Origin of the sequence: Bacillus cereus group sp. BceL220 (assembly GCF_051776965.1) — a bacterium.
GTDB classification, from domain to species: domain Bacteria; phylum Bacillota; class Bacilli; order Bacillales; family Bacillaceae_G; genus Bacillus_A; species Bacillus_A cereus.
The window spans coordinates 284,729-299,437 of the sequence record NZ_JBPWBC010000006.1 but is presented as its reverse complement, the minus strand read 5'-3'; the positions used below and the strand labels follow the sequence as shown (position 1 = coordinate 299,437).

The window sequence follows — 14,709 nt, the reverse complement described above, 5'->3', positions numbered from 1 at the left end:
TATGTTTAAAATGAAGGAACAAGATATAATAAATGGAGTAACTATTTAAATGGAGGTAAAGTTTTTGGATTTCAAGCAACTAGAAAATAAATTCGAAAAGAAAAAAGTGAATACATTTCTTGTTTATCAAAAAGGGGAATTAACAACTGAGTACTATAAAACACCTGAATGTGCAAATAACTTATATAAAATAAATTCGATTACAAAAAGTATTGTATCTTTATTAATTGGTATTGCTCTTGATAAGAGCTATATAAATGATATACATACACCGATTACAGAGTGGATTGAAAATGTACCTGGGGAAAAACATGATTTGACGCTTTATCACTTATTAACAATGACTACTGGTGAGGATTGGAAAGAGTTTGGAAATGGAGTAGTATTCCCAAATGACTTTGTAGAATCAGAGAACTGGGTACAGTACATATTAGAAAAGCCAATAATTGAAGAACCTGCTACAAAAATGAATTATAATTCAGGTTCTTCTCATTTACTGAGCTATATTATTCAAGAAGCTACTGGAATGTCGACAGAGCGGTTTGCAAAGAAATATTTATTTGATCCATTAGAAATTAACGAATACGAGTGGCAACAAGATCCGCAAGGTATATATGTCGGCGGCTTCGGTATGAAAATGAAATCTACCGATTTATTAAAATTAGGAAAGTTATGTTTGCAAAATGGATATTGGAATGAAAAAGAAATTGTATCAGCGAAATGGTTAGAAGAGTCAAGTAGGGCTCTATTTGAAACATATGAACATGTCGGTGCATATGGATATCACTGGTGGGTATTACATAACGGAAGATTTCACATACCGTATTGTATATATTTTGCTATGGGATACGGCGGACAATACATCGTTATCATTCCTCAGTTAGAAATAGTAGCTATTATAAGTAGTCATATGCCAAAACGTGGGCTTGTTCCATTAAAACTATTTATTGAGCATGTACAGGGAAATTCTAATTATATATAAGAAAAGGAGGGAATGTATGAAGGATGAAAAAATTTTATCTTTATTTAGATTATGTTTAAGTCTTCTAGTGTGTAGCGCCATTATTACGCAATTCATAATTAGGGCACAAGTGAAGCCGTTTAATCCAGTTAACTTTTTTAGTTTCTTCACTATTGAAAGTAACATTTTAGTTGCATGTATTCTCCTTTTAAGCAGTATCGGAACAGCTACATTTGGTCGCTCAGAACAGTTTAGTATACTTCGTGGTGCGGCAACGGTATACATACTTACGACAGGACTCGTTTATTTTTTGTTACTAAGAGGGTTAGAAGAGTCACTTCAAACGGCAATACCATGGGTAAATACTGTGCTACATTATATCATGCCGATTGCAATGCTTTTAGATTGGATTTTAAATCCACCTATTAAGAAAATCACTTGGAAACAAGCTGCAAGTTGGCTCTTATTCCCGTGTTTTTACGTTGTATATAGCTTAATACGTGGTCCAATCGTGAATTGGTATCCATATCCGTTTTTAGATCCGAGAATAGGTGGATATGGTAAAGTACTTTTATATAGTATAGGGATAGCTGTAGTAATTGGCGCTATTTGTATATTGGTAAGATTTTTAGGGAATCGAAACTTTAGGAAAGAATTTTAGAAATGCAAGGAACCCCACTGTTTCCATTTTTAACAGTGGGGTTTCACTTTATCTACTCGTCTTCTGAAACGACAACTTTATAAATTTCTCCGTCTTCGTTTCAAATTCTACATCAACAAAAACACCATATTCTTTTCCATCTTCACGTAACCACAATTTAAATTTTTCAACAGTTATTTGAACTGTTTTTGGTTTTCTACCTATATGAAGATAGTCAATAATTTCTGCTTTTGGGTATTGTTCTTTCGTCTTTTCTACGGCAAGTTTACCCCATTTGGCATACGGCGGCTGCGCATGAACAATTGATGAGTCTGTATATATATTTGAACATGTTGTTAGGAACAGAATGACGAGTGCGACACGTTTTAACGATTTCTTCATGATGAACTCCTTTCATCCTTTTTTATATTGTTTACATATTTTTTCAACGATATTAGTTTGGATTTTTTTGTCTTCTTTACATAAAAGCGAGGCTTTTACAAAACATAACCAAGAAATCATTTCCGTAATTAAGGAGGGAAAATTATGCGCCAAAAAGCTATTTTTAAAATAGCAGTTTTACTTGCGTTCATAGGACTGTCTTTAATGGTCAGTAGTATACAACTAAAGAATGTAGAAGCTTTTTCTAATCAAGTTATTCAAAGAGGAGCATCTGGCGAAGATGTCATTGAACTGCAATCTCGTTTGAAATATAACGGATTTTATACGGGAAAAGTGGATGGTGTTTTCGGATGGGGTACATACTGGGCACTTCGGAATTTTCAAGAGAAATTCGGATTACCCGTTGATGGTTTAGCTGGAGCTAAAACGAAGCAAATGCTCGTGAAGGCAACGAAGTATGACAAGTCAACTGCTAATAAAGGGACAACAACGAATAAAGGAAATAGCGGCGGAACTGCACAAGAGAATAAACCACCTCAAAATAAAGGGACAAATGTTCCGAACGGTTATTCTCAAAATGATATTCAGCTTATGGCAAACGCAGTATACGGCGAATCACGTGGTGAACCGTATTTAGGACAAGTTGCAGTAGCTGCCGTTATTTTGAATCGTGTTACAAGTGCGTCATTCCCAAATACTGTTTCAGGTGTAATCTTTGAGCCTAGAGCATTTACAGCAGTAGCCGATGGACAAATATATTTAACGCCAAATGAAACAGCAAAAAAAGCAGTTTTAGATGCGATTAACGGATGGGATCCAACAGGAAATGCTTTATATTATTTCAATCCAGATACTGCGACTAGTAAATGGATTTGGACTCGTCCACAAATTAAAAAAATCGGTAAACATATTTTCTGTAAATAGAGCGGAGGTGGGACAATGTTACGAGGTATTATCATTGTATTATTAACAGTCGGTGTAGTAGGAACAGGCTATTGGGGCTATAAAGAGCACCAAGAGAAAAATGCGGTTTTAATTCGAGCGGAAAATAGCTATCAACGTGCATTCCATGATTTAGCATACGAAGTCGATTTATTACACGATAAAATTGGCACAACACTTGCGATGAATTCACGATCATCTTTATCACCTGCATTAGCGGATGTATGGCGTTTAACATCTGAAGCTCGCTCAGATGTAGGACAACTTCCTTTAACATTAATGCCATTTAATAAAACGGAAGAATTTTTAGCGAATATCGGTGATTTCAGTTACCGTGCAGCCATTCGTGATTTAGAAAAAGAGCCGTTAAATGAGCAAGAATATAAAACGCTACAAACTTTATATTCAAATGCAGGAAATATACAAGATGAACTAAGAAAAGTACAACATCTTGTTTTGAAAAATAATTTACGCTGGATGGATGTAGAAATGGCACTTGCATCAAATCGTGATCCAGCAGATAACACAATTATTGATGGATTGAAAACTGTAGAGAAAAACGTAACATCATATTCTTCTACAAACTTCGGACCGACCTTTACAAGTGCGCAAAAAAATAAAAAAGGCGGATTTGAAGCGGAAGGAAAGGCAATTTCTAAAGATGAAGCGGCGAAAATTGCCAAATCGTTTTTGAATTTAAAAGGAAATGAAAAAGTAGATGTAGAGAAAAGTGGAAAAGGTGCGAAAGAATCCTTCTATAGTGTGAAAATTAAAGATGAAGCAACGAACAATGAGTTCTATATGGATATTACCGGAAAAGGCGGATATCCAATTTGGGTTATGAATAACCGCGAAATTAAAGAACAGAAAGTTAGTTTAAACGATGCAGGTAGTAAAGGTTTAAAATTTTTAAAGGACCATAAGTTTAATAATATGGAGCTTTATGATAGCTCTCAATATGATAATGTTGGTGTATTTACGTATGTAGTAAATGAAAATGGAGTACGAATTTATCCAGAAGCAATCCAAATGAAAATTGCTTTAGATGACGGTTCTATCGTAGGGTTCTCCGCAAAAGAATATTTAGCGTCACATCAAAAACGAACAGTTCCATCGGCAAAGCTAACTGCAGCAGAAGCAAGAAAGAAAATCAATCCGGATGTAAAAGTAATGGAAGAACGTAAAGCTGTAGTAGTTAATGATTTGCATAATGAAGTACTTTGCTATGAATTTGTAGGTACTTTAGGAAAAGATACGTACCAAATATTCATTAATGCTAATAGCGGGGCCGAGGAAAAGGTAAAGAAAATGCAAGCTGTTGAAAAAATTTATGATTAAACCTTAAAAGTGAAGTGGTGAAAATAATGAAAACTCTAATATATATATTAATGCTTTGCTTCGTTATAACTGGATGCAGTATTGGAACAAAAGAAAACCCAAACGAAAAGCCGGAACAAAAAAATGTTTCAATGAAAAATGTTAATTATACGAATAAATCAAATAAGCCAAATGAAAAAGCGGCAGATCATTTAGCATCTTTAGCAGCAAGTGTGCCAGGTGTGAATGATGCGACAGCGGTCGTTGTTGGAAAATATGCTATTGTAGGTATAGACGTAAAAGCAAAACTTGATCGAACTCGTGTTGAATCAATTAAATATTCTGTTGCAGAAAGTTTAAAAAATGACCCTGACGGTGCTAATGCAGTCGTTGTAGCAGATGTTGATACGTATGAACGCCTCAAACAAATCGGAAAGCAAATTAAAAAAGGAAAAACAGGTGAAGGTATACTAGATGAATTAGCGGCTATTGTGGGACGAGTAATGCCACAAGTTCCAAATGATATGATTGAAAATCGAGAAACGAATCCAATTAAAGATAATGATAAACAATTACCAAAAGATGAAGAACAAGAGTTAAGAAAAGAACAGGATGATCAATCAAATAATCATTTGAATAAATGAAATTAGCCTCGTACTTAATTGTGCGAGGTTTTTAAGTATAATATTAAATATTCAGTTTATTTTTAAGGGAATATATGGTTTAATTATGATGGGAGGGACAACTGTTATGATGAAAAAAAGCGCATGTATATTGTTTAGTTTATGCTTAGGTTTCAGTATGACAGCGTGTGAAAAGAGAAAAGAAGTGAAAAATCAAACAGCAACTTCTTCTACTGTGATGGAAAGGCAACAGAAAGAATCTATCAATATAAATCATTTCTCGAACATAAATGAAGGAATGACTTATACAGAAGTGAAAGATTTAATTGGTTTTGAAGGGGATTTACTTATAGAAGAAGGGGTAGAACATTCTACACAAATTAAACAAATTTTTGCTTGGAAAGGAAACAATCCAAATTCATTTGTTGAAATTACCTTTTTAGATGGAAGAGTGCATTCAAAAGCACAGCAAGGTATAAGTTAATAAGCTAAAAAATGGGAGAGTTTAGCATGAACATACACACAGGGGAAATTCAATTAGTTCCGTATAAGGAGAAATATAAAGAAGTTATACAAACATTTACTTTACCAAGTGAACAAGTTCAGTTTACAGCAGATCCAAGCGCATTACTGGAAAAAGCAAAAAGTGATCGTACAAAAAATGTGATTGTTATTTTAGATTACAATGGGGTACCGGTGGGTCTTTTCGCATTGGAAACGGGAGATAGAGTAAAGGAGTTCACAGATAATGAGGATGCTTTACTTTTAACGTCATTTTCTATTAATCACAATAGACAAAGAAAAGGATTCGCTAAAAAGTCATTGTTATTATTAGAAGAGTTTGTAAAATGCTATTTTCCAATAAAAAATGAAGTTGTACTTGCTGTGAATGAAAGAAATATTCCTGCACAAAATTTATATGCAAAAGTGGGCTTCGAGGATAAAGGTTTTAGAAGAATGGGACCAATTGGCCAACAAATAATAATGCATTTACCTATAATGAAATAATGAGATAGAAAACTTACTCTTGAATATTCACGTAGTAGGTTTTTTTATTTTAGTAATATATGTATATAAAATGAAACAGAAATGAAGGATATAAAAAATGAATCAAGATAGAAAATGGAATATCGTTGGGGGAAGAGTGATTAAAACTGGGATTGCAGTTTTTCTTACAGTGTTAGTTTGTGAATTTTTTAACATTCCAACTATTTTTGCTGTAATAACAGCAATTGTTACAATTGAACCAACTGCAACAGACTCAATAAAAAAAGGGCTTATTCGCTTTCCGGCCTCAACAATTGGATCGGCATATGCCATGACGTTCACATTTTTCTTAGGTCATCAAGCAATTTCTTATGCATTAGCTGCGATGTTTACGATCGTTACATGTCAAAAACTAAGGTTACATGCGGGAACATTAGTCGCAACTTTAACTGCTGTAGCTATGATTCCAATTACGGCAGATCATTATTTCACTGCATTTTTAATTCGTTTAGCTACTACATCTACTGGTATTATAGTATCTACTTTAGTGAATTTTTTCATTTTCCCACCACACTACACGAAAACGATTTTTGGATGTACAGAGGATCTATTTGCTAAAACAGCAAATATTATGGAAGAATGGATTACTGCATTAGTTGCAGGAAAAGGTATGAAAAAGGAGACCGCTCAGGATTTATCTAAATTGACTGTATTATTGCATAAGGCGATGCAATTTGTTCAATATGAGCAGAAAGATTGGAAATATCATCAACATACAAAGAAGGAAATGAGAAGCTTTTTAACCATGCAGAACCAACTTCATATATTACAGCAAATCATTTACCATATAGATAATTTAGCTCGAGTGTCAATTGAGACTTGTGACTGGTCACAAAGTGAAAGGGAAATATTACAACGAACAATTCATTCTATAATTGCTATATTGAGAAACCGTTGTAATGAAATTGATGAGGAACATTTGAAACTTATTGCTGAATTAGACAAGCAATTTTGGAGTTATAAAAATGATTTAAAAGATTATAAACCAAATCATTATCATCACCATTTTTCAAGTGAGTCTATTACTTTATTTGAGGTATTATCTATTCATGATATGTTAGAAGAATTAAAACAAATATCCGAGAAATATGAGTGGGAAAATCGATTCAATTGATAAGTTTATTTTATTGTGAGGGGAATAATATGACACTTTATATTGCATTACTAAGAGGAATCAATGTCGGTGGACATAAAGTAATCAAAATGGCTGATTTAAAACGAGTGTTTGAATCAATAGGGTTAAAACAAGTGAAAACATATATACAAAGTGGTAATATCGTGTTCGAATCTGAGGAAGATATAAGCTTTCTAAAGGACCGAATACAATCTGAAATAAAAAATGAATTTGATTTCGATGTTCCAGTCATGCTAAGAACATATGGTGAATTTATAAATATTATTAAACAATGTCCGTATGAAGTTCATTCATTGTTAGAAGGAGAAAGTGTTCATGTTGCTTTTTTAGCTAATGTACTTTCTGAAGAGGAAAGTAGTCAATTGCTTACATTTAAAAGTGAACTTGAAGATTGCTATATAGATGAGAAGGTTGCTTATTTGTTTTTCAAAAATAGCATTCGAAATTCTAAATTAATGAACCAGTTTCAGAAGTTACATACACCAGCTACAGTTAGGAATTGGCGTACTGTGAATAAATTAAAAGCAATTGTAGAGAGTATGTAAATATAAAAAGATGAGGTTTTCTACATGTAGAAAACCTCATCTTTTTACTTATATTGTTTTGCAACTATGAGTTCGACAATAGGATAAATAAAGAATGAAGAGCAAATTGCGATGAACAGAGGGAGGTTTTTAACGCCATCTAAATTAGCCCCCATAGAAAATCCTTCGGAGAAGATTAATAAAAGGAACATTACAACTACAAGCACAAAATACGCAATTTTAAAGCTTTTATATGTAATTTGTTGGCCCATTTCATCTTGACTTTCTTCTGATACACCGTGGGGATCTCCCCAAGTAATGTGATTAATTAAATTACTAAGTATTAACGAGATAGCAAAAATCGTACCACCCAAAATAGAACCTTCAGTGATGTATTTATATGTGCCATGTACTAGTATTGCAATTAATGCTAAAACAATGATTATAAAAATAGTTTTTTTAGTATTCAATAAATAATTGCCCCCCTCGATTGTAAAAACCTCTTTACAAATATAAGTATAAAATTGGAAAAGTATCATGTCAAATACTTTTTACATATAATATGTCAGTATGCAATATTTTGGTTTTATGATAAATAAAAAATTACAATACATTTGAATGTAAAAGAATGGGCTCGCATATATTTGGAAGGGATGTCAGATTAATTTAGGGGGTAGTTATGTCTATACTTTTAAAAGCTGGTGCAGATGCAGGAAACAACGGTTTGAAGTTAATGGTGAAAGGGCAAGACCCTATTTTTATTCCGAGTATTTATTCTTTATATATAGGTGAGCCGACAGGACTCTTAGATGAGGTAGATGTTTCATTATCTGAATTAGAAAACCACATTGATGTGACTATAAGTTCGCCATCGTTAATGCTTAATAATGTACGATACATCGTTGGAGAAAAAGTCATTCAAGATCAATTAAAAGGTACTGAGGTAGAGAAGAAATCAAATAAGTCAACGGATGAGTTAATGGTTATTACAATACTATCAGGTTTGGCGGTAAGCGCTATGCGTCAAAGTCCAACTTCTAGCCATATTAATATTCGTTATGATTTATCTGTCGCTCTTCCTATGCAGCTTATTACACAAGAAATAGCTGCTGAAAATGCAAAACGTTATATGGGAAATCATAAGGTTATTTTCCATTATCCGAACGGACGCGATGTGACAATTAATGTTTCAATTGAGTATTGTAAATGCCTGCCTGAGGGTGCTTCTGGGACGTGGGGCATTGTATACGATGAAGAAGGAAATGTTGTAAAACATAAAATAGAATGTGAGCAAAATCAAGTTTCTGAAATTGATTTTGTAGATAAAACTCTACTCTCTTTTGATATTGGTGCAGGGACGACAGAAGAAGTCGTTTCATTAGGAGTAAATTTCCGTCCGCAACTAAGTAAAGGTTTATCTTATGGTGTAAAAGAGACGCTACTACAAATCATTACGAGATGGAACCGGAAGTATCCAACTAAGACGATTGATAGTATTACAGAATTCAATCAAATTTATTTAAATGATACGCATCCGAGAAATACCTTATTAGTTGAGGAATCACAGCCGGCACTATTAGGTTTAGCAGCGCGTGTCGCAACAGATATTATAAATAAAATTGATGATATGAAAGACGATCCATACGTGTTTATTTATGGCGGGGGTGCAGTAATTATTAAAAACAGTTTAAAAATGATTTTAAAGCAAAAAGGACGACTAAAAAATGTAATCTTTGTAGATAATCCGTTATTTACAAATGCACGAGGATTATTAGTTTATACTTGTTCGCCAAAATATAGAGAGCATAAGCAAAAAGAGTTAGGATTTACAAACTTAACGATAAGTTAGTTGGTGGAAGTATGCGATCTAGGCGATATAAACGTGGTGATCGAGTAAAAATCAGTATTCATAAATCGGTATCACCTGAAATGCTTGCGTGGCTGAATAAACAATCAAATCCAACTAATTTCTTCTTTTTTGCTGCGCAGCAATTATTTAAACAAGTAGGAGATATTGACGTTTCAAAAGCTTTACCAAGCAGCCATGTTTTCTCATTATATGTGGAGCCTTCATCCTTATTAAAAGTCGAAGTAAACCCTTTTAAAAACATGACACTAGAAGCAAATACATCCACCGAAAATGCAAAAAAAAAATTATGGGAATCTGTTGATCAATTAGATTGTCCATTTTTTTAAACATAGAAAAATATAAGAAGTCCCATCACTATACATACGAATACAGTGATGGGTTTTTGTTTGTAAATGGAAGGGGCACAATACAATTTGTGCCCCTTCTGTTAATTATTTGTTTGTCTAAATTTCAGATGTATGTTTAGAAACCGCAGTAATTATGCTTTCCCAATCATTTGGATGATTTTCATGACCTGCCCCTTTAAGAGTTAATAGTACTGAGTTTGGAATTTCATCAATTAGTGCGAGGCCATGTTCAAATGGGAGTGCTGTATCGTCTGTTCCGTGAATAACCAATGTTGGTGCTTGTATGGAGTGAAGTACACCTTCATATGCATCATCACCTTGAAGTAAAGCGTGATTAAACATACTTAATAAATTGTTTGCGCGTTCTATTTCTTGTTTTACTTGTGTATAAACTCTATTTTCATCAAATATTCGTTCTGATCCACATAATAGACGAGATCCTGAAACTAAATACTCTGCCACATCATTTTTATTTGTCCAATCTATACTTGCGCTCTTTACATGATGTGTTAAAATCCTTTCATCCATTGGGGGTAAATCGCGAGTATTATTATCAGATCCTATTACACTAGTCGCTAGTAAAGTTAGCGTCAAAATTCTTTCGGGATGTTTTACAGCGGCAATTTGAGCAATCATACCACCTAATGACATACCAAAAAGATGGGCTTTATCAATATGATAAGCGTCTAATACTCCGATTGCATCTTCAGCCATATCTGTTACTGAATAATTTGAAGTGCCAGGTTCATATGTAACAGAGCGTCCAACATCGCGATTATCAAAGCGAATAACAAATTTTCCTGTGTTCGCCAACTGTTCACAAAATTCTTCATCCCAATATATCATTGAACAAGTAGCTCCCATAATTAATAAAATAGCGGGATCATTAGAGTTACCGAAGCTTTCTGTACATATATCAATACCGTTTATTTTAAATATCTTTTCACTCATAAAGTTAGCCCCATTTCTTTTGAATTTAATTAATAATACAGTTTTGAATAATTCTAAGATGTGTGTAAGATTCTTTTTGAAATTCATCCCGCTATTTGCCGGGCAGTAAGAGCCCGATTGGTGAGGAATGATTAAAGTTTTACTTTATAATGCTTTTTGCATAATTACCCCCAAAAATAAGTATATGGTAATTCAAGGCAAAAAATTTTGAGAAATAATTGTATGTTATTAAAATAAACAGTAAGGAGGAGAGGAAATGAAAGCAATTGTTATTGATCGATATGGCAGTGTTGAAGAATTAAAAGAAAGACAAGTTTTAAAACCGGTTGTTAAGAATAATGAGGTATTAATACGTATTCATGCAACATCTGTTAATCCAGTTGATTGGAAAATAAGAAAAGGTGAGTTACAAGAACAGTTACGCTTTTCATTTCCAATCACTTTAGGATTAGATATAGCTGGAGTTATTGAAGAAGTTGGAGAAGATGTAGAGTGTTTCAATATAGGAGATAAAGTGTTTACGAAACCTGAAAATATAGGAAGCGGCTCTTATGCTGAATTCATTGCAGTACAATTAGATTTAGTATCACATATGCCTAATAATATTAGTTACGAAGAAGCAGCTTCTATTCCTCTTGCAGGACTTACAGCGTGGCAAAGTCTTGTAGATTACGCAAAAATAAAAGAAAATGACCGTGTATTCATTCATGCTGGAGCTGGTGGCGTTGGAAGTTTGGCAATCCAAATCGCAAAATCATTTGGAGCTTTTGTTGCCACGACTGCTAGTAGAAAAAATAAAGAATTTTTACAGTCTTTAGGAGCGGATCTCGTTATTGATTATAAAAAAGATAAATTTGAAGAACTAGTATCAGACTTTGATATTGTGTTAGATACAATAGGTGGCGAAGTGCAAGAAAAAAGTTTTCGAATTATTAAACCTGGTGGTGTTCTAGTTTCCATTGTTCATGAACCACTACAAAAAGTAGAAGGAATAAAATCAGGATTTTTATGGCTAAAACCAAATGGAAAACAATTAGAAGAATTATCAGCTTTAATTGTAAACGGGAAAATCAAACCAATCATAAGTAAAGTGGTGCCATTTAATGAAGCAGGAGTTCGAGAAGCTCATATTTTGAGTGAAGGACAACATGTTAGAGGAAAGATTGTAGTTAAAGTGGAATGATAATCAAGATTACAGCTTATAGAGTAACTAGATTTGAATAACGAAAAAGCTCAACAATAGATAATATCCCATACTATACATTTTCATTTGCAGGTATTATTTATTGTTGGCTATTGTGATATTACTTCTAATAAATACTGTTTCGTATTGTATCGTGTAATTTCTCTAATCCAATTTCCATATCTTTCTCGTTTAACATTGAATAGCTAATTCTTAATTGGTTATCATTTGTTTCGTAATTTAATAGACAAGCTGTTCCTGGTAAAAAAGAGACATCTACTTCATTTGCTTTTTGTAATAAGGTAAAGGGATCTATCGAATCAGGCAGTGTCACCCATAAATTAAAACCGCCATTTGGTATTTCAAAGTTTAGTTCTTTTAATGGCGATAATATATCAATTGTTAAATCACGTCTCATTTGTAAAGCTGTTCGTAATTTTTCTAAATGATTTTTCATACGTTCCGCACGTAAAAACGGTAGAAGTGCCTTTTGTGTTAATAAAGGACTACCGATATCCATTGAACCTTTCACTGCATATAGCCATTCAAAAATAGGGCCATCGGCAATAAGTGCTGCAATACGCAATCCTGGTGCTAACGTTTTACTAAATCCTTTTATATATATTACGTGGCCATCCTTATCAAAACTTTTGATTGGAGGTGGTACTACAGCATCTTCAAAATATATTTCTCCGAAAGAATCATCTTCAATGATAAAAAATTGATATAGCTCCGCTAGTTCTATAAGTTCCATTCTTCGTTCTTTACTCATTACTGTACCTGTCGGGTTTTGGAAGGTCGGATTCGTATACAATAAAACGGGATTTTTACTTTGACAAATATCATCAATTAAGTCGGAGCAAACTCCATGATTATCAAGAGAAACAGGAATGATTTGAACACCTTTATTGATGAAAACATCAAGCGCGGCACTGTAACACGGACTTTCTACTAATACAGTATCTCCAGGTTTTAATAATGTTTGAGCAATTAAATCAATTCCTTGTTGTGCTCCGCTTGTAATTAATAATTGAGATGGGTCCGTCACTAATTTCTGGTGTTCATTTAAGTAATTTGCTATTTCAACTCGCAATTCATAATCGCCTTGAACTGGCCCATAAGTTGCTAACAACATCGGATTTTTATCTAGCAATTTATGCATTTCGTCTGCCAAAAATGGATTTGGTAACAGACGGGGATACAGAATTGCTTGTGAAAAATCATAATATTTACGGTGTTTATTCATTGCATATTGAGAACGCATAACATTAATAGATCTTGATTGTTGCCATTTATACGGTATCGGTTTAAAATCTTTCTTTACACGTTTATATATGTAAGCACCTTTTCCTTGTTCGATGCGTATATACCCTTTCGTTTCTAACTGTTTATAAGCTTTACGAACAGTTAATACATTGATTTGTAAATCTGTGGCCATACAACGTAAAGAAGGAAGGGATTCACCATGTGAAAGCATACCACTTTGTACTCTTTCAACAATTTGCATATATATTTGCTTGTAATACGGTATGTTTGATTCTTTACGCAATACAATCTTCATAGGTTCACCTATTTTTCTTTTTAATTTAATTAAAGCGAAAAATATATAGGGAATCAACTACAACTTGAAGTAACTGTTATATGTACCGATACACTGTTATACACCATAGCCTCTATACTTATTTTAAGAGTAAAAAGGAGGAAGTAAAATGGTCATTTTTAATTACATTTTAGTATGTATTATTTTCGGGACAACATTTTTAACGATTAAAATTGGAATTGAAGCAGGGGCGCCACCGTTGTTTTCAGCAGGAATTCGCTTCTTTTTAGCGGGTATAATCCTTATGATTATTTTTAAATTAAAGCGAAAAGAAATTATGCCACATATATTTTCAAAACGTATTATGTATGCTGGATTTTGTTTAACATTTATGACATTCGCAAGTTTATATTGGTCAGAACAATATATTTCTTCGGGATTAGCTGCTGTTCTTTCTGCTACGGGACCAATGATGATTTTATTAATACAAGCAAAGAGGAATAGGGAGAAATTACAAAAGGAACAACTCGTTGCCTTAGTTATTGCACTAATAGGTGTTATATTTGTTTCTTTACCAGGAATGCATCAACAAGTAAGTTTCATATGGAGTATTGCTTGTATTGTTTTAGTTATAGGAGAGTTATTTTACGGAATAGGCTCTATTCGTTCGAAAGAAATACTTTCAGATTTATCAAATGTATCACCATTTCTTATTAACGGAATTCAAATGTTTTATGGAGGGATTTTACTACTAATCGCATCTATTATTGTAGAACAACCAAATGTAACTGTATTAACTTCATGGAGTGTACAATGGCCTATTTTATATCTCATATTTATCGGATCAATCGGTGGACACGGATTATATTACTGGCTCTTATCAAAAACAAACCCAGTATTTCCATCGACGTGGTTATATGTATCACCATTAATAGCAATTATCGTAGGGTATATCGTATTAGGAGAACCCTTAAATCCTACAATGGGAATGGGGGCTTGTTTCATTTTGATAGGTGTATTTTTAGCAAACCGTACAACAATTGGAGCTTATTTTAAGCAAGGGAAGCTATTAAAGAAGGAGCTTTAAATAGAAACGACTGAAGTGTTTTGAGAACTTAAATAAATAGATGACACAAAAAACATGCTATTACTAATTTGTAGCATGTTTTTCTTATTGGAGCCGTTACCATAATTTTCTTAGAGAATAACGAACACTGTACTTTACGA

The 14,709-nt window shown here is 33.3% G+C and carries 17 protein-coding genes; 13 read left to right on the top strand and 4 right to left on the bottom strand.

All coding sequences use genetic code 11. The features are described from left to right. Nucleotides 1-64: 64 nt before the first annotated feature. Together ACS2FK_RS18275 and ACS2FK_RS18270 are read left to right on the top strand one after the other, a co-directional pair. Nucleotides 65-982 (top strand): serine hydrolase domain-containing protein, encoded by a 918-nt coding sequence (locus tag ACS2FK_RS18275; protein WP_029442518.1) that lies wholly within the window; start codon nucleotides 65-67, stop codon nucleotides 980-982. Nucleotides 983-998: 16 nt separating this feature from the next. Continuing rightward, complete coding sequence (locus tag ACS2FK_RS18270) at nucleotides 999-1,622, top strand: Pr6Pr family membrane protein (RefSeq protein ID WP_000650960.1); 624 nt, start codon at nucleotides 999-1,001, stop codon at nucleotides 1,620-1,622. A gap of 48 nt (nucleotides 1,623-1,670) precedes the next feature. Here ACS2FK_RS18270 and ACS2FK_RS18265 read toward each other — a convergent pair whose 3' ends face one another. Beyond that, a complete protein-coding gene (locus ACS2FK_RS18265; RefSeq protein ID WP_016512695.1) occupies nucleotides 1,671-2,003 on the bottom strand; it encodes a DUF3889 domain-containing protein in 333 nt (110 codons plus the stop codon). A gap of 144 nt (nucleotides 2,004-2,147) precedes the next feature. Between ACS2FK_RS18265 and sleB the strand changes: the two genes are divergently transcribed. The 7 genes from sleB (at nucleotide 2,148) to ACS2FK_RS18230 (ending at nucleotide 7,612) form a co-directional block, all read left to right on the top strand. Beyond that, nucleotides 2,148-2,927, top strand: coding sequence for a spore cortex-lytic enzyme (gene sleB, locus ACS2FK_RS18260; protein ID WP_001249053.1), 780 nt, complete (start codon nucleotides 2,148-2,150; stop codon nucleotides 2,925-2,927). A 15-nt stretch (nucleotides 2,928-2,942) separates the two neighbouring features. Beyond that, complete coding sequence (ypeB, locus tag ACS2FK_RS18255) at nucleotides 2,943-4,283, top strand: germination protein YpeB (RefSeq protein ID WP_016081334.1); 1,341 nt, start codon at nucleotides 2,943-2,945, stop codon at nucleotides 4,281-4,283. 26 nt (nucleotides 4,284-4,309) lie between these two features. Next, nucleotides 4,310-4,906, top strand: a complete 597-nt coding sequence (locus ACS2FK_RS18250; protein WP_000854060.1) for a YhcN/YlaJ family sporulation lipoprotein — start codon at nucleotides 4,310-4,312, stop codon at nucleotides 4,904-4,906. A gap of 106 nt (nucleotides 4,907-5,012) precedes the next feature. Beyond that, on the top strand, nucleotides 5,013-5,369 hold the full coding sequence (locus ACS2FK_RS18245; protein WP_016512697.1) for a hypothetical protein: 357 nt from the start codon (nucleotides 5,013-5,015) through the stop codon (nucleotides 5,367-5,369). 11 nt (nucleotides 5,370-5,380) lie between these two features. Beyond that, nucleotides 5,381-5,893, top strand: coding sequence for a GNAT family N-acetyltransferase (locus ACS2FK_RS18240; RefSeq protein WP_120460134.1), 513 nt, complete (start codon nucleotides 5,381-5,383; stop codon nucleotides 5,891-5,893). Between the two features lie 97 nt (nucleotides 5,894-5,990). Continuing rightward, a complete protein-coding gene (locus ACS2FK_RS18235; RefSeq protein ID WP_063547482.1) occupies nucleotides 5,991-7,046 on the top strand; it encodes an aromatic acid exporter family protein in 1,056 nt (351 codons plus the stop codon). A 29-nt stretch (nucleotides 7,047-7,075) separates the two neighbouring features. Beyond that, nucleotides 7,076-7,612 carry a DUF1697 domain-containing protein gene (locus tag ACS2FK_RS18230; RefSeq protein WP_000177386.1) on the top strand — a complete coding sequence of 179 codons (537 nt, stop codon included), beginning with the start codon at nucleotides 7,076-7,078 and terminating at the stop codon, nucleotides 7,610-7,612. A gap of 44 nt (nucleotides 7,613-7,656) precedes the next feature. Here the strand turns inward: ACS2FK_RS18230 and ACS2FK_RS18225 are convergent, their stop codons facing one another. Continuing rightward, complete coding sequence (locus ACS2FK_RS18225; protein ID WP_001093141.1) at nucleotides 7,657-8,061, bottom strand: hypothetical protein; 405 nt, start codon at nucleotides 8,059-8,061, stop codon at nucleotides 7,657-7,659. A 209-nt stretch (nucleotides 8,062-8,270) separates the two neighbouring features. Between ACS2FK_RS18225 and ACS2FK_RS18220 the strand changes: the two genes are divergently transcribed. Both ACS2FK_RS18220 and ACS2FK_RS18215 read left to right on the top strand, forming a co-directional pair. Continuing rightward, a complete protein-coding gene (locus tag ACS2FK_RS18220; RefSeq protein WP_000025623.1) occupies nucleotides 8,271-9,440 on the top strand; it encodes a ParM/StbA family protein in 1,170 nt (389 codons plus the stop codon). Nucleotides 9,441-9,451: 11 nt separating this feature from the next. Then, the gene (locus ACS2FK_RS18215; protein ID WP_063547480.1) at nucleotides 9,452-9,787 is read left to right on the top strand and encodes a hypothetical protein; all 336 of its coding nucleotides are present in this window, start codon (nucleotides 9,452-9,454) and stop codon (nucleotides 9,785-9,787) included. Between the two features lie 117 nt (nucleotides 9,788-9,904). Here the strand turns inward: ACS2FK_RS18215 and ACS2FK_RS18210 are convergent, their stop codons facing one another. After that, the gene (locus ACS2FK_RS18210; RefSeq protein WP_063547478.1) at nucleotides 9,905-10,759 is read right to left on the bottom strand and encodes an alpha/beta fold hydrolase; all 855 of its coding nucleotides are present in this window, start codon (nucleotides 10,757-10,759) and stop codon (nucleotides 9,905-9,907) included. Nucleotides 10,760-11,015: 256 nt separating this feature from the next. On the opposite strand from ACS2FK_RS18210, the gene ACS2FK_RS18205 reads away from it, so the two are divergent. After that, nucleotides 11,016-11,942, top strand: a complete 927-nt coding sequence (locus ACS2FK_RS18205) for an NADP-dependent oxidoreductase (RefSeq protein ID WP_063547476.1) — start codon at nucleotides 11,016-11,018, stop codon at nucleotides 11,940-11,942. A gap of 127 nt (nucleotides 11,943-12,069) precedes the next feature. On the opposite strand, the gene ACS2FK_RS18200 is transcribed toward ACS2FK_RS18205, so the two are convergent. Next, a complete protein-coding gene (locus ACS2FK_RS18200) occupies nucleotides 12,070-13,503 on the bottom strand; it encodes a PLP-dependent aminotransferase family protein (RefSeq protein WP_063547474.1) in 1,434 nt (477 codons plus the stop codon). 148 nt (nucleotides 13,504-13,651) lie between these two features. On the opposite strand from ACS2FK_RS18200, the gene ACS2FK_RS18195 reads away from it, so the two are divergent. After that, entirely contained in the window at nucleotides 13,652-14,569 is a 918-nt protein-coding gene (locus tag ACS2FK_RS18195; RefSeq protein WP_000234338.1) for a DMT family transporter, read from the top strand. Nucleotides 14,570-14,709 lie beyond the last annotated feature (140 nt).

Coding starts and splice junctions, on each gene's coding strand:
- ACS2FK_RS18270 (WP_000650960.1), top strand. CDS start 999: ATGAAGGATGAAAAAATTTTATCTTTATTTAGATTATGTTTAAGTCTT.
- ACS2FK_RS18265 (WP_016512695.1), bottom strand. CDS start 2,003: ATGAAGAAATCGTTAAAACGTGTCGCACTCGTCATTCTGTTCCTAACA.
- sleB (WP_001249053.1), top strand. CDS start 2,148: ATGCGCCAAAAAGCTATTTTTAAAATAGCAGTTTTACTTGCGTTCATA.
- ypeB (WP_016081334.1), top strand. CDS start 2,943: ATGTTACGAGGTATTATCATTGTATTATTAACAGTCGGTGTAGTAGGA.
- ACS2FK_RS18250 (WP_000854060.1), top strand. CDS start 4,310: ATGAAAACTCTAATATATATATTAATGCTTTGCTTCGTTATAACTGGA.
- ACS2FK_RS18245 (WP_016512697.1), top strand. CDS start 5,013: ATGATGAAAAAAAGCGCATGTATATTGTTTAGTTTATGCTTAGGTTTC.
- ACS2FK_RS18240 (WP_120460134.1), top strand. CDS start 5,381: ATGGGAGAGTTTAGCATGAACATACACACAGGGGAAATTCAATTAGTT.
- ACS2FK_RS18235 (WP_063547482.1), top strand. CDS start 5,991: ATGAATCAAGATAGAAAATGGAATATCGTTGGGGGAAGAGTGATTAAA.
- ACS2FK_RS18230 (WP_000177386.1), top strand. CDS start 7,076: ATGACACTTTATATTGCATTACTAAGAGGAATCAATGTCGGTGGACAT.
- ACS2FK_RS18220 (WP_000025623.1), top strand. CDS start 8,271: ATGTCTATACTTTTAAAAGCTGGTGCAGATGCAGGAAACAACGGTTTG.
- ACS2FK_RS18215 (WP_063547480.1), top strand. CDS start 9,452: ATGCGATCTAGGCGATATAAACGTGGTGATCGAGTAAAAATCAGTATT.
- ACS2FK_RS18210 (WP_063547478.1), bottom strand. CDS start 10,759: ATGAGTGAAAAGATATTTAAAATAAACGGTATTGATATATGTACAGAA.
- ACS2FK_RS18205 (WP_063547476.1), top strand. CDS start 11,016: ATGAAAGCAATTGTTATTGATCGATATGGCAGTGTTGAAGAATTAAAA.
- ACS2FK_RS18200 (WP_063547474.1), bottom strand. CDS start 13,503: ATGAAGATTGTATTGCGTAAAGAATCAAACATACCGTATTACAAGCAA.
- ACS2FK_RS18195 (WP_000234338.1), top strand. CDS start 13,652: ATGGTCATTTTTAATTACATTTTAGTATGTATTATTTTCGGGACAACA.